The following is a 13,084-nucleotide window of genomic DNA, read 5'->3' as shown; positions in this document are numbered from 1 at the left end:
TCTACACACTCTGAGTGACCGACTCGGGCTCACCCCCCGGAAAACTTCATGAAGGGAACCGGACATGGGTCCCCATCCTGCGGTCGCGGCGATACGCCTGGCGGTCCGCCGCGTCCTCCACGACATCCTGAACGAGCACACCTTCCCCCAGCAGACCGGATCCGAGCCTCCCCCCGGCTCCCGGCTCCGCGCGCGCGGGGAGCTGCTCCCGTCCCCGCCGCTGGTCCTCGTCGCCTGCTCCGGCGGCGCCGACTCCATGGCCCTCGCCTCCGCCCTCGCCTTCGAGGCGCCCAAACTCGGCATCCGCGCGGGCGGCGTCACCGTCGACCACGGACTGCAGCCCGGCTCCGACCTGCGCGCCGCCGAGGTCTGCCTGCGCCTGCGCGAACTCGGCCTCGACCCGGTCGAGTCCACCGCCGTCACCGTCGGCCGCGAGGGCGGCCCCGAAGCCGCCGCCCGGGACGCCCGGTACGCCGCGCTGGACAGCGCCGCCGAACGCCACGGCGCCGCCGCCGTCCTGCTCGGCCACACCCGCGACGACCAGGCCGAGACCGTGCTGCTGGGACTCGCCCGCGGGTCGGGCATCCGCTCGCTGTCCGGAATGGCCGCGGTCTCGGGGGCCGGCGGCCGTTACCGGCGCCCCTTCCTGGAGCTCGACCGGCAGACCGCCCGCAAGGCCTGCATGGTCCAGTCGCTGCCCGTCTGGGACGACCCCCACAACGCCGACCCCTCCTACACCCGCTCCCGGCTGCGCCACGAGGGCCTGCCCGCCCTGGAGAAGGCCCTCGGCAAGGGCGTCGTCGAGGCCCTCGCCCGGACGGCCCAGCTCTCCCGCGACGACGCCGACGCCCTCGACGCCTGGGCCACCCAGGCCGAGGCCACCGTCCGCGACGCCGCCGGCCTGCTGGAGTGCGCCAAGCTCTACGCCCTGCCGCCCGCCGTCCGCCGCCGGATCCTGCGCCGCGCGGCCATCGAGGCCGGCGCCCCGGCCGGCTCGCTGTTCGCCCGCCACATCGAGGAAGTCGACCGGCTGATCACCGGATGGCGCGGTCAGGGGGCCATCAACCTCCCCGGCAAAGTCGTCGCCCAGCGGCAGGGTGGCAGACTGGTGATTCGGCAAGGCTGAATCCCTGCCCCCTCGACGGGGCGGGCAGCCGGTGGGACGACCGAAAGTGATGCGGGTGGACGCGAAAGACATGGGTGCCGACCTCCAGCAGGTGCTCATCACCAAGGAAGAGATCGACGCCAAGCTGGCCGAGCTGGCAGCGAAGATCGACGCGGAGTACGCGGGGAAGGACCTGCTGATCGTCGGCGTGCTCAAGGGCGCGGTGATGGTCATGGCCGACCTCGCGCGGGCGCTGTCCACCCCCGTCACGATGGACTGGATGGCCGTGTCCTCCTACGGCGCGGGCACCCAGTCCTCCGGTGTGGTGCGGATCCTCAAGGACCTCGACACCGACATCAAGGGCAAGCACGTCCTCATCGTCGAGGACATCATCGACTCCGGCCTGACCCTGTCCTGGCTGATCAACAACCTCGGCTCCCGCGAGCCCGCCTCCCTGAAGGTGTGCACGCTGCTGCGCAAGCCGGACGCCGCCAAGGTCGCCATCGACGTGGAGTGGGTCGGCTTCGACATCCCCAACGAGTTCGTCGTCGGCTACGGCCTGGACTACGCCGAGAAGTACCGGAACCTGCCGTTCGTCGGTACGCTCGCGCCGCACGTCTACGGCGGCTGAGCCACCGGAGCGCCTTTCCGGACTGATCGGGAACCCCGGCGGGCCGCACGGCGTTGGAGCATGCAGACGGGCTTGCCAGCCGTCCCGTACGGCTTCGGGCACCGATGCTGGGGTACCGTCAGAAGAACTGTCTTATCAAACTCACTATGGCAGGAGGGACGGGGCGGCACCGCTCCGTATGGATGGACGTGAAGCGATACTTCCGTGGGCCGGTCATGTGGATCGTGCTGGCCGTCCTTGCCGTGGTCGTGTTGATGCAGGTCGTCGGCTCGTCCGGCGGCTACAAGACGGTGGACACGGGCCAGGTCGTCCAGGCGATCAATGAGAACAAGGTCGAGTCGGCCAAGCTGACCACCGGTGACGAGCAGATCATCAAGGTCCAGCTCAAGGACGGCGTAGAGGTCGAGGACAGCTCGAAGATCCAGGCGAGCTACATCGGCGACCAGGGCGTGGACATCGCCAACACGCTGCAGAACAAGTACCAGGAAAAGCAGATCCCGGACGGCTACACCGTCTCGCCGTCCAAGCAGAACCCGATCGTCGGGATCCTGCTCTCCCTGCTGCCCTTCGTCCTCATCGTGGTCGTCTTCCTGTTCCTGATGAACCAGATGCAGGGCGGCGGCTCCCGGGTGATGAACTTCGGGAAGTCGAAGGCCAAGCTCATCACCAAGGACACCCCCAAGACGACCTTCGCGGACGTCGCGGGCTCCGACGAGGCCGTCGAGGAACTGCACGAGATCAAGGAGTTCCTGCAGGAGCCGGCGAAGTTCCAGGCCGTCGGGGCGAAGATCCCCAAGGGCGTCCTGCTCTACGGCCCGCCCGGCACCGGCAAGACCCTGCTCGCGCGCGCCGTCGCGGGCGAGGCCGGCGTGCCGTTCTACTCGATCTCCGGTTCCGACTTCGTCGAGATGTTCGTCGGTGTCGGTGCCTCCCGTGTCCGTGACCTGTTCGAGCAGGCCAAGGCGAACGCCCCGGCGATCGTCTTCGTCGACGAGATCGACGCGGTCGGCCGCCACCGCGGCGCCGGCCTCGGCGGCGGTCACGACGAGCGTGAGCAGACCCTGAACCAGCTGCTCGTCGAGATGGACGGCTTCGACGTCAAGGGCGGCGTGATCCTCATCGCCGCGACGAACCGCCCGGACATCCTCGACCCGGCGCTTCTGCGCCCCGGCCGCTTCGACCGGCAGATCGCCGTCGACCGCCCGGACATGCAGGGCCGTCTGGAGATCCTCAAGGTCCACCAGAAGGGCAAGCCGGTCGCCCCGGACGTCGACCTCGCGGCCGTCGCCCGGCGCACGCCCGGCATGACCGGTGCCGACCTGGCGAACGTGCTGAACGAGGCCGCCCTGCTGACGGCCCGCAGCGACCAGAAGCTGATCGACAACAAGATGCTCGACGAGGCCATCGACCGCGTCGTGGCGGGCCCGCAGAAGCGGACCCGGATCATGTCGGACAAGGAGAAGAAGATCACCGCGTACCACGAGGGCGGTCACGCCCTGGTCGCGGCGGCCTCGCCGAACTCCGACCCGGTCCACAAGATCACGATCCTGTCCCGCGGCCGCGCCCTCGGTTACACGATGGTGCTCCCGGACGAGGACAAGTACTCGACCACGCGCAACGAGATGCTGGACCAGCTGGCCTACATGCTGGGCGGCCGCGCGGCCGAGGAACTGGTCTTCCACGACCCGACCACCGGTGCCGCCAACGACATCGAGAAGGCCACCAACCTGGCCCGCGCGATGGTCACGCAGTACGGCATGACGGAGCGCCTGGGCGCGATCAAGTTCGGCGGCGACAACACCGAGCCGTTCCTCGGCCGTGAGATGGCGCACCAGCGCGACTACTCCGAAGAGGTCGCGGCGCTGGTCGACGAAGAGGTCAAGAAGCTCATCGAGACCGCGCACAACGAGGCCTGGGAGATCCTGGTCGAGAACCGCGACGTGCTGGACAACCTGGTCCTGGCGCTCCTGGAGAAGGAGACCCTGGGCAAGGAGGAGATCGCCGAGATCTTCGCCCCGATCGTCAAGCGCCCGCCGCGGCCCGCGTGGACCGGCTCCTCGCGGCGTACGCCGTCGACCCGCCCGCCGGTGCTCTCCCCGAAGGAGCTGGCGCTGACCAACGGCGCCAACGGCGCCACGGCGTCGCTCGGCACGGCGAAGTCGACCACGGCCAAGCCGACGACTGCGGAGCCCGCCGCGGAACCGGTCCAGGAGGACCGCTCCGACAGCTGACCCGCCGCCCCGGCGGCCCCGGCAGGCCCGGAATGGATGCCGCGCCCCCCTGGTTCTAGCCTGGGGGGCGCGGCATTTCGCCATTTCCCGGTTGCTGCCCGGCCGCCGGGAATGCACGACACACAGGAACGAGGCACCAGATGACCGACCCCGTGACGCTGGACGGCGAGGGCATGATCGGCGAGTTCGACGAGAAGCGCGCCGAGAACGCCGTACGCGAACTCCTGATCGCGGTCGGCGAGGACCCGGACCGCGAGGGTCTGAGGGAGACGCCGACGCGGGTGGCGCGGGCGTACAAGGAGATATTCGCCGGGCTGTGGCAGAAGCCCGAGGACGTCCTGACGACCACCTTCGATCTCGGGCACGACGAGATGGTGCTGGTGAAGGACATCGAGGTGTACTCGACCTGTGAGCACCATCTGGTGCCGTTCCGGGGTGTCGCGCACGTCGGCTACATCCCGTCCACCAGCGGCAAGATCACCGGGCTGTCGAAGCTGGCCCGGCTGGTGGACGTCTACGCCCGCCGCCCGCAGGTGCAGGAACGACTCACCACGCAGATCGCGGACTCCCTGATGGAGATCCTGGAGCCGCGCGGGGTGATCGTCGTCATCGAGTGCGAGCACATGTGCATGTCGATGCGCGGTATCCGCAAGCCGGGCGCGAAGACCATCACCTCGGCCGTGCGCGGCCAGCTGCGGGACGCGGCGACGCGGAACGAGGCGATGAGCCTGATCATGGCGCACTGAGCGCCGTACCGGACCCGACGGGGGATGGGGAAGGGCCGGGGCGGTGGGGGCCCGGGTCAGGCCGCCGGGGCCGTGCCCGGGCCGCCCGGTTCGTCGTCCTCCGGGAGCCTGCAGACGCGCTCCAGGAACAGCGCCGCCGCTACGACGGCGATGCCGGCCAGTACCGAGAAGCCGGCGTAGACGGCCTGGTCGCGGCGGGCCGGGATGTCCAGGGACTCCAGGAGGACGACGCCCGTACCGCCGTACATCCCGGAGACCAGGGCGGCGACCAGGGCGCTGGCCTGGCCGAAGACCACCGCGCGGGCCGCCATCAGCGGGTCGACGCCCTTGGCTTCGGGGCGGCGCTCGCGCTGGGCCTTGAGCCGGGAGCGCAGGGAGAGCGCCGTGGCCAGCAGCACCACGGCGATCAGTGCCAGGACGATGGGGGCGGCCAGCGGGACGCTCGGCAGGGTGCCCAGCGAGGTCCACAGGCGGGCGCCCGCCCAGGACAGCACTCCGGCGACGACGAACACGCCGGCCAGCACCCTGATGCGCAGCTCTCTCACGGTGTCCCTTCGGCTTCCCCGGTCTTCGGCCGGGGGATCTCCCCGACGGTGGTCGTCTTGACCTTAACGACTACTCGGGCAGCCGGAGTTCCAGGTCGGCGCGGGGCGCGACCCCTTCCCGGGTGACGGCGCCGAGCAGATCGGCGACGGAGCCGCGGCCGGGCAGCTGGGCGTCGGGGTCCACGTCGTGCCAGGGGGCGAGGACGAAGGCGCGTTCGTGGGCGCGCGGGTGGGGGAGGGTGAGGTGAGGATCGTCGGAGACGACACCGTCGTACGAGACGATGTCCACGTCCAGGGTGCGCGCGCCCCAGCGCTCGTCGCGGACCCGGTGGAAGGCCTCCTCGATCGCGTGCGCCCGCTCCAGCAGGGAGGACGGCGGCAGGGTCGTCTTCAGCACGACGACCGCGTTGAAGTACGACGGCTGGCTGCCGGGCTCGACGCCCCACGGCTCCGTCTCGTACACCGGCGAGACCGCCTTGATCCGCACGCCCGGGGTGTCCTCCAGGGCGTCGATGGCGCCCTGGAGGGTCTCCAGGCGGTTGCCGAGGTTGGAGCCGAGGGAGAGCACGGCGCGCTGCGGGTTGTGCAGGGTGGTGTCGGCGGCGTCGACCTTCTCGACGACGGAGGCGGGCACCGGCTGTACGGTCGGGTCGGTGGGACCCTGCGTGAAGGATGCGGTCATACTCGGCTCCGGGTGATGGTGACGGTCACGTCGTCGAAGGGGACCGTGATCGGCGCGTCCGGTTTGTGGACGCGGACCTCGACCTCCTGGACCCCCTCGTGCTTCAGACACGCCTGGGCGATGCGCTCGGCAAGGGTCTCGATGAGGTTCACCGGCTCACCCTCGACGACGGCCACGACCTCCTCCGCCACGATGCCGTAGTGCACGGTCTTCGACAGGTCGTCGTCGGCGGCGGCCGGGCGGGTGTCCAGGCCCAGGACGAGGTCCACGATGAAGGTCTGGCCCTCCTCGCGCTCCTTGGGGAACACTCCGTGGTGCCCGCGGGCCTTCAGGCCGCGCAGCGCGACACGATCCACGCGAATCACTCCTGCAATCGTCGGTTGCGACCGGCCCGTGCCGCGTGCGGACGGCACACCGGCCTCGGACGAATCTACCTGCGGGCACTGACAGAGCCGGGCCACGGGGGCGTGGGTCCGGGCCGGCGGCCGGAGGGTTCACCGGGTGTTTCCCCTGGGGAACCCGGTGGCTCACGGGCCGGTAGCCGCCCCTACCCGGAGGTCCGTGATTCCAACCACTCCTTGGTCCCTTCGGGCCCTCTTCGTGTCGTTGCGGGCCTTCAGGAGATCGCCTACCCACTCAGGCGGGGGTGTCGTCGCCCTCGTCCTCGTCGGTTTCGGTCAGTACGGGTGAAGCGTGGTGCGACCAGAGCTTCCAGCCGTCGGGTGTGCGCCGGAACACGTTGGTGGCGACCACGAGCTGGCCCACGAGCGGGCCCAGCTCGCCGCCCTCGGCGGGGGCGGGGCCGCCGCTGAGGATGTTCTCGGTGCAGGTCACCAGGGCGGTGTCGCCGGTGACGGAGACATGCACGTCGGTGAGGAAGAACTGGATGTAATCGGTGTTGGCCATGATCAGCGCGTACGAGCGCAGCACCTCGCCGCGGCCGGTCAGCACGGGCCAGCCGGGGTGCACGCAGGAGATCACGCCGGTGTCCGCCGGGTCGTGGTACGTCTCGTCGACGCCCAGGTCGGACGGGGTGAGCCAGAGCCGGGAGACTGTCTCGAAGTCGCCGCGCTCCAGGGCTTCGTAGAAGGCGGTGTTGGCCAGCTCGACCTGCTCGACGTCGGTGTGGGGGGCGCTCACCGGGCTCCTTCAGAGGTGGGGGCGCCGGCGGTTCCGGTGGGTCCGGTGGGTCCGGTGGTGTCGACGGGGCGGGCGTCGGGGGCGCATGCGCCGGGGGTGTGCGGGGTGCCGAGCGTCTGGTGTGCGCGGTCCGCGCCGGGCGCGCCGGACACCGTACGCGCCCCTTCCACGGCGCGCGCGACCCGTACGGCGTCCGCCGTCGCGCGTACCTCGTGCACGCGCACCGCCCACGCGCCGGCGTGTGCGGCGAGCGCCGAGACGGCGGCCGTCGCCGCGTCGCGCTCCCGCGCGGGCGGCGGGGCGCCCTCCGGTCCGGCGAGCACGCGGCCGAGGAACCGCTTGCGGGAGGCCGCGACGAGCAGCGGGTGGCCGAGGGCGCGGAGCCGGTCGAGGTGCGCGAGCAGGGCCAGGTCGTGCTCGGCGTCCTTGGAGAAGCCGAGGCCGGGGTCGACGACGATCCGGTCGGGGGCGATGCCGCCCGCCAGGACGGCCTCCACGCGCGCGTGCAGCTCGTCGACGACCTCGGTGACGACGTCGTCGTAGACGCCCCGGACGTTGCCGCCCTCCAGGAAGCCGCGCCAGTGCATGACGACGAAGGGGGCGCCGGCGTCCGCCACGACCGGGATCATCGCCGGGTCGGCGAGGCCGCCGCTGACGTCGTTGACGAGGGCGGCGCCGGCCGCGAGGGCCTGTTCGGCCACGGAGGCGCGCATCGTGTCGACGGAGACGACGACGCCCTCGGAGGCGAGCCCGCGGACGACGGGGATGACACGCCGCAGCTCCTCGGCCTCGTCCACGCGGGTGGCGCCGGGGCGGGTGGACTCGCCGCCGACGTCGACGAGGTCGGCGCCCTGGTCGACCATCTCCAGGCCGTGCTTGACCGCGGCGGTCGTGTCGAACCAGCGGCCGCCGTCGGAGAAGGAATCGGGCGTCACGTTCACGACACCCATGACCGCGCAGCGGTCCCATTCCGGAAGGCCCGCGATGTGTCCGCGTCCGCTCTGGTTGCTCATACGTTCAGCGTAGGCCCCCGGGGACTCCCGGCTCTCCAGACGCCGTCCGGCCCGGGCGTCAGGCCGCGCGGACCTCCCGGTCCGGCAGCGCGTGGGCCTCGTGGTCCCGTACGGCGTGGGCGCACGGACGGGGCGCGGGCCGGCGGCGGCGCAGCGGGCGGGGCAGCAGCCCGCCCGGGTCCAGGAAGCCCTCCGCCTGCATCGCCGCGAAGCCGATCCGGGGCAGGTCGGCGGAGGCTCGGTAGACCACGAACCGCGGCTCCCAGCGCGGCTGGAACTTGGCGTTGAACTTGTACAGCGACTCGATCTGGAACCAGCGGGAGAGGAACACCAGCAGCCCGCGCCAGGCGCGCAGCACCGGCCCGGCGCCGATCTTCTCGCCGCGCGCGAGGGCGGAGCGGAACATGGCGAAGTTGAGCGACACGCGCGCGATGCCGAGTCTCGGCGCGGCCTGGAGCGCGGCCACGATCAGCAGTTCGTTCATGCCGGGGTCGGCGGAGCGGTCACGGCGCATCAGGTCCAGGGAGACGCCGTCGCGGCCCCAGGGCACGAAGTGCAGGATCGCCTTCAGGTCGCCGTACGGCCCCGGCTCGGCTTCCGACTTGTGGGCGGTGGCTATCAGACAGTCGCCGTCGGCCGGGTCGCCGATGCGGCCCAGCGCCATGGAGAAGCCGCGCTCGGTGTCGGTGCCGCGCCAGTCCTCGGCGGCCCGGCGGACCCGTTCCAGCTCGGCCTCGCCGAGGTCACGCACGCGTCGTACCCGGGTCTCGTAACCGGCGCGCTCGATGCGCTTGACCATCTGCCGCACGTTGCGCATCGCGCGGCCGGCGAGGGAGAAATCCGCGACGTCCACCACCGCCTCGTCACCCAGTTCGAGGGCGTCCAGGCCGGTCTCACGGGTCCACACCTCGCCGCCGGTCTCGGAGCAGCCCATCACGGCGGGGGTCCAGGAGTGGGCCCGGGCCTCGTCCATGAAGCGCTCGATGGCGCCGGGCCAGGCCTCGACGTCGCCGATCGGGTCGCCGCTGGCCAGCATCACGCCGGACACCACGCGGTAGGTGACCGCCGCCTTGCCGCTGGGGGAGAAGACCACGGCCTTGTCGCGGCGCAGCGCGAAGTGGCCGAGGGAGTCGCGCCCGCCGTGCTTGGCCAGCAGGGCCCGCAGCCGCGCCTCGTCCTCCTCGGTCAGCCGCGCGGCGGGGTGTTCGGGGCGCAGGGCGAGGTAGATCGTGGTGACGGCGGTGAGCAGGCCCAGGGCGCCGAGGGAGAAGGCCACCGTCCATGAGGTGTTGCCGCGGTAGTCGACGGGCCCCTCGAAGCCGAACAGGCCGTACAGGACGTGGCTGATACGGTCCGCCAGGCTCGGGTCGCCGACCATGCGACCGGGGTGGGCGCTGACGACGACCAGCCCGAGGGCGAGCGAACCGGCGCCCATGAGGACGAAGTTGGCCAGGGCGCGCCACCTCGAGCGCGGGTCGGGCAGGGCGGCGAACTGGTCGCGGTGGCGCAGCAGCACGGCGAGCAGGACGACCGAGATCACCACGCCCAGCAGGGAGTGCCGGTAGGTGAACTGGGCGACCGCGCCGGCCGGCAGCAGGGCTACGGCGGCCCGCCAGGCGCGGCGCTTACGGCGCTTCAGACCGTGCGCGAGCAGCAGCAACAGCACGCCGGCGCTGAGCGAGAGCGCCGCCGCGAACGGGCCCAGCGCGCCGGGCAGCACCTCGGCGAGGGCGTGCATCCTGCTGTGGCGGAAGCGCGGGAACACGCCCGCGGCGATGTCCAGGAGGCCGACGAGGGCGCAGGCCCTGGCGACGAGGACGGGTACGGCCTCCGGCCGCGGGCCGCGCGGCAGCCGGCGGGCGCGGCCCGGCCGGGTCGTCCGGGCCTGCTGGTCCTGTCGGTTCGTCCGGTCCTGCCGGTGCGGCCCGATCGACCCGTGCGGCCCGTTCGACCCGTGCGGCCGGTCCGTGGCGTTGTCCGGCTGCCGGCCCAGGACCTGGACCGGAACCCCGCCCGACACTTCCCCATCTTCCCTGACAGACATCGCATCCCGTGGTTCAGCGAGAGAGCTTGAATCCGGTGCCGATCGGGCATCCGGCGACATTGCGCCCTCTAGGACGGCGAGTCGGGGAGGGAGGTTCACTCCCCTCTCCCAAGCGGGGTCAAAGGCCGGGGAAAGACAGGGAAAGCACCAGGGGACACCCCTGGGGGACGGGGACGGGTAACACCCCATGGGACTCACGAGCGACGTGGTGCTCGCGGTGGCGGTCGGCTCGGCCGTCGCGCTGTTCGCGGCGACGGTGTGGCTGTGGCCGCGGCTGGCCCGGCGCGGCCTGCGGGCGGTCGCCGGACGGATCGGGCTGCTGCTGGCCACCCAGGTGGCGCTGTTCGCGTCGGTGGGGCTCGCCGCCAACCAGGCGTTCGGGTTCTACGCCAGCTGGGCCGACCTGTTCGGGCGGGAGGACGACCTCGGGGTGGTCGTCGACCACGCGGCGGGCGGCGGCCTGGAGGTGCTGGAGAGCGCGCGGGTGGCCGGGGCGCCCGGGGTTCGGCCGGAGAGCGGCGGCCGGGTGCAGAAGGTGGCCGTCGTGGGGCGTACGACCGATATCGCGACGCACGCGTACGTGTATCTGCCGCCGGAGTACTTCCAGCCGCGCCATCGCGAACGCGACTTCCCCGCGGCCGTCGTCCTCACCGGTTATCCGGGCACGGCCAAGGCGCTGGTGGACAAGCTCCATTTCCCGCGTACCGCACGGGAACTGGCCGCGGCGGGGCGGATGGAGCCGATGATCCTGGTGATGCTCCGGCCGACCGTGGCGCCACCGCGGGACACCGAGTGCGTGGACGTTCCCGGCGGCCCGCAGGCGGAGTCGTTCTTCGCGAAGGACCTGCCGGAGGTGGTCGCGGCCCACTACCGGGTGGACGCGAAACCCGGCCGCTGGGGTGTCGTCGGGGACTCGACGGGCGGTTACTGCGCGCTGAAACTCGCGATGCACCACCCCAGGGTGTTCGGGGCGGGCGTAGGCCTGTCCGCGTACTACAAGGCGCCGGTCGACGCCACCACGGGCGATCTCTACCAGGGGGACGAGGCGGTGCGGAACCGCGCGGACCTGTGGTGGTGCCTGGAGCATCTGCCCGCGCCGGACACCTCGTTGCTGGTCACCAGCAGCAAGTCCGGGGAGTCGAACTACAAGGACACCCTGAAGTTCATCGAGCGGGTGAAAGCGGCGCCCCCCACGCGGATCTCGTCGATCATCCTGGAAAGCGGCGGGCACAACTTCAACACCTGGCGGCGGGAGATCCCGGCGGCGCTGGAGTGGATGAGCGGACGGCTGGCCGAAGCCTGAAATGATCTTGCTTTGGGCGGGGGCCGGACGGCCTTCCGGCCGGGTTCCGGCGGTGCGGGGAATTCGGTGACGGAGTCTTTCCTTCCGCTATCCGTTCCCGATACGGCGTGAACCCTTCACGGTGGCTTTCTTTTTACGGCCCGGGGGCACCACGATTCCCCTACGCGCGGTAAGTTTCTGGCCATGCCACGTGGACGTCACCGCCATTCCCCTCCCCTGCACAGGCTGCTTCCGCCGTCGGCGATCGCAGGCGTCTCCCTCGTCTGCGCCCTCGGCCCCTGGGTGTTCGAGGAACCGATGGTGCTGCGCGGGCTGGCAGCCGCCGCCGCGGTGACGGCGGTGGTCGGCGCGGTCGTCATGCGGCGCTGGGACACCCAGGCGGGCAAGCGCGTCGCCGACCTCACGCGCGCGCGGGCGAGCGACGAGTGGCGCTTCGAGGAGCGGGTCGCCGAACTGGAGGCCGACCTCGACGAATCCCGTGAGCTGCGCCAGAAGCTGGAGCAGCGGTTGCGCGCCAAGCGCGCCGAACTGGCGGGGCTGCGCAACGAACACGCGGCCCTGCTGCGCCGCTACGCCACCGCCGAGACGGAACGCGCGAGCGCGCTGGAGGGGCGCCGCCTGCTGGAGCTGGAGGCCGCCACACCCGCGCGTGCGCTGCCGGCGGCGGCGGAGCCGGAGCAGAGCCGGCCGGTGCGGGACGAGGCCGAGTCCGCCGCCGAGGAGAAGCCGGGTCTGCCCGCGCTCTCCTCCCCGGAGGGCGCCCGGCTGTTCCAGCGTGCCGGGGCGGCACTGGCCCGGCTCGACGCGGACACGAAGACGAAGGCTTCGGCGCCTGACGGTGGCTCGGACGCGTCCGGCGCGGGTGCGCCGGAGGTGGCCCCGGCTGCCGCCGGGGCCGGTGCGGTGCCCGCGGCGCGCGCGGAGTCCGGCGGGACTTCCGAGACCGACGGCGAGCCCGGGGACTCCGTCCGGGCCGACGCGAAGTCCGCCCCGTCCGGTACGGCGTCGGTGCCGCGGCAGGCCGCCAAGGGCGGTGCCGAGCGGTCCGGTGCCGAGCGGTCCGGTGCCGAGCGGGCCGGCGCAGAGGGGTCCAGTGCCGAGCCTGCTGGTGCCGAGCCTGCTGGTGCCGAGCGCGCCGGTGCCGGGCGCGCAGCCGCCGACGCGGAGGCCGCGCGGGAGGACGAGGCGCAGGGGAAGCCCGAGGCGGTCGCCGGGCAGGAGCACTCGGCCGCCGCCTCTCCGGACGGACAGCCCGCCCCGCAGCAGCCCGCGGGACACTTCACCGTGCCGACCGCGGTGGCCGTCGTACCGCCCACCCCCGCGCGGCGCCCCGCCACCGAGGGCGGATTCGACTTCTTCGGTACGAAGTCGAAGGGCAACGCCGCCGCGCTGGAGGCGGTGCAGAACGAGGACCTCGCCGATGTCGTCGGCCAGGAGGCGCTGGATCTGCACAAGGCCGAGACCGAGGGCGGCTTCCGGCCCGCGACCCCGGCCGCCGCGGAGCAGGCGGCCGGCCAGGTCATCGACCTCACGGCCCACGACGAGACCGAACGCATCGACGTACAGGGGCTGCGCACCGCGGCTTCCTGACCCCCACCGGGGCCCCTCCTGATCCACCACCGCGCGGCTGTTGGACCGACCACG

At 72.2% G+C, this 13,084-nt stretch carries 12 protein-coding genes; 6 read left to right on the top strand and 6 right to left on the bottom strand.

The window, feature by feature from the left end; genetic code table 11:
• The first annotated feature begins 64 nt into the window (after positions 1-64).
• From tilS to folE, 4 genes are all read left to right on the top strand, one after another.
• Complete coding sequence (gene tilS / locus ACIG0D_RS29855; RefSeq protein WP_399806937.1) at positions 65-1,126, top strand: tRNA lysidine(34) synthetase TilS; 1,062 nt, start codon at positions 65-67, stop codon at positions 1,124-1,126.
• A 49-nt stretch (positions 1,127-1,175) separates the two neighbouring features.
• Entirely contained in the window at positions 1,176-1,736 is a 561-nt protein-coding gene (gene hpt / locus ACIG0D_RS29850) for a hypoxanthine phosphoribosyltransferase (protein ID WP_031165039.1), read from the top strand.
• Between the two features lie 182 nt (positions 1,737-1,918).
• Positions 1,919-3,967, top strand: coding sequence for an ATP-dependent zinc metalloprotease FtsH (gene ftsH, locus ACIG0D_RS29845; protein WP_399806934.1), 2,049 nt, complete (start codon positions 1,919-1,921; stop codon positions 3,965-3,967).
• Positions 3,968-4,107: 140 nt separating this feature from the next.
• Complete coding sequence (gene folE / locus ACIG0D_RS29840) at positions 4,108-4,713, top strand: GTP cyclohydrolase I FolE (protein WP_399806931.1); 606 nt, start codon at positions 4,108-4,110, stop codon at positions 4,711-4,713.
• 56 nt (positions 4,714-4,769) lie between these two features.
• Here folE and ACIG0D_RS29835 read toward each other — a convergent pair whose 3' ends face one another.
• The 6 genes from ACIG0D_RS29835 to ACIG0D_RS29810 form a co-directional block, all read right to left on the bottom strand.
• Entirely contained in the window at positions 4,770-5,258 is a 489-nt protein-coding gene (locus ACIG0D_RS29835; protein WP_399806929.1) for a DUF3180 domain-containing protein, read from the bottom strand.
• A gap of 70 nt (positions 5,259-5,328) precedes the next feature.
• Positions 5,329-5,940 (bottom strand): 2-amino-4-hydroxy-6-hydroxymethyldihydropteridine diphosphokinase, encoded by a 612-nt coding sequence (gene folK / locus ACIG0D_RS29830; protein ID WP_399806926.1) that lies wholly within the window; start codon positions 5,938-5,940, stop codon positions 5,329-5,331.
• Complete coding sequence (folB, locus tag ACIG0D_RS29825; RefSeq protein ID WP_399806924.1) at positions 5,937-6,296, bottom strand: dihydroneopterin aldolase; 360 nt, start codon at positions 6,294-6,296, stop codon at positions 5,937-5,939. Before folB ends, folK begins: the two co-directional genes overlap by 4 nt.
• A gap of 280 nt (positions 6,297-6,576) precedes the next feature.
• Positions 6,577-7,080, bottom strand: a complete 504-nt coding sequence (locus ACIG0D_RS29820; RefSeq protein WP_399806921.1) for a nuclear transport factor 2 family protein — start codon at positions 7,078-7,080, stop codon at positions 6,577-6,579.
• Positions 7,077-8,093 carry a dihydropteroate synthase gene (gene folP / locus ACIG0D_RS29815; RefSeq protein WP_399806919.1) on the bottom strand — a complete coding sequence of 339 codons (1,017 nt, stop codon included), beginning with the start codon at positions 8,091-8,093 and terminating at the stop codon, positions 7,077-7,079. The genes ACIG0D_RS29820 and folP overlap by 4 nt, the downstream gene beginning before the upstream one ends.
• 58 nt (positions 8,094-8,151) lie before the next feature.
• Complete coding sequence (locus ACIG0D_RS29810; protein ID WP_399807157.1) at positions 8,152-9,945, bottom strand: phosphatidylglycerol lysyltransferase domain-containing protein; 1,794 nt, start codon at positions 9,943-9,945, stop codon at positions 8,152-8,154.
• 379 nt (positions 9,946-10,324) lie between these two features.
• Between ACIG0D_RS29810 and ACIG0D_RS29805 the strand changes: the two genes are divergently transcribed.
• The gene (locus ACIG0D_RS29805) at positions 10,325-11,440 is read left to right on the top strand and encodes an alpha/beta hydrolase (protein WP_399806916.1); all 1,116 of its coding nucleotides are present in this window, start codon (positions 10,325-10,327) and stop codon (positions 11,438-11,440) included.
• A 183-nt stretch (positions 11,441-11,623) separates the two neighbouring features.
• On the top strand, positions 11,624-13,030 hold the full coding sequence (locus ACIG0D_RS29800; protein ID WP_399806914.1) for a hypothetical protein: 1,407 nt from the start codon (positions 11,624-11,626) through the stop codon (positions 13,028-13,030).
• Positions 13,031-13,084: the final 54 nt, after the last annotated feature.

Origin of the sequence: Streptomyces sp. NPDC052773 (genome assembly GCF_044547145.1) — a bacterium.
Taxonomy (GTDB): domain Bacteria; phylum Actinomycetota; class Actinomycetes; order Streptomycetales; family Streptomycetaceae; genus Streptomyces.
This window is presented reverse-complemented; position numbering and strand designations above follow the sequence as displayed.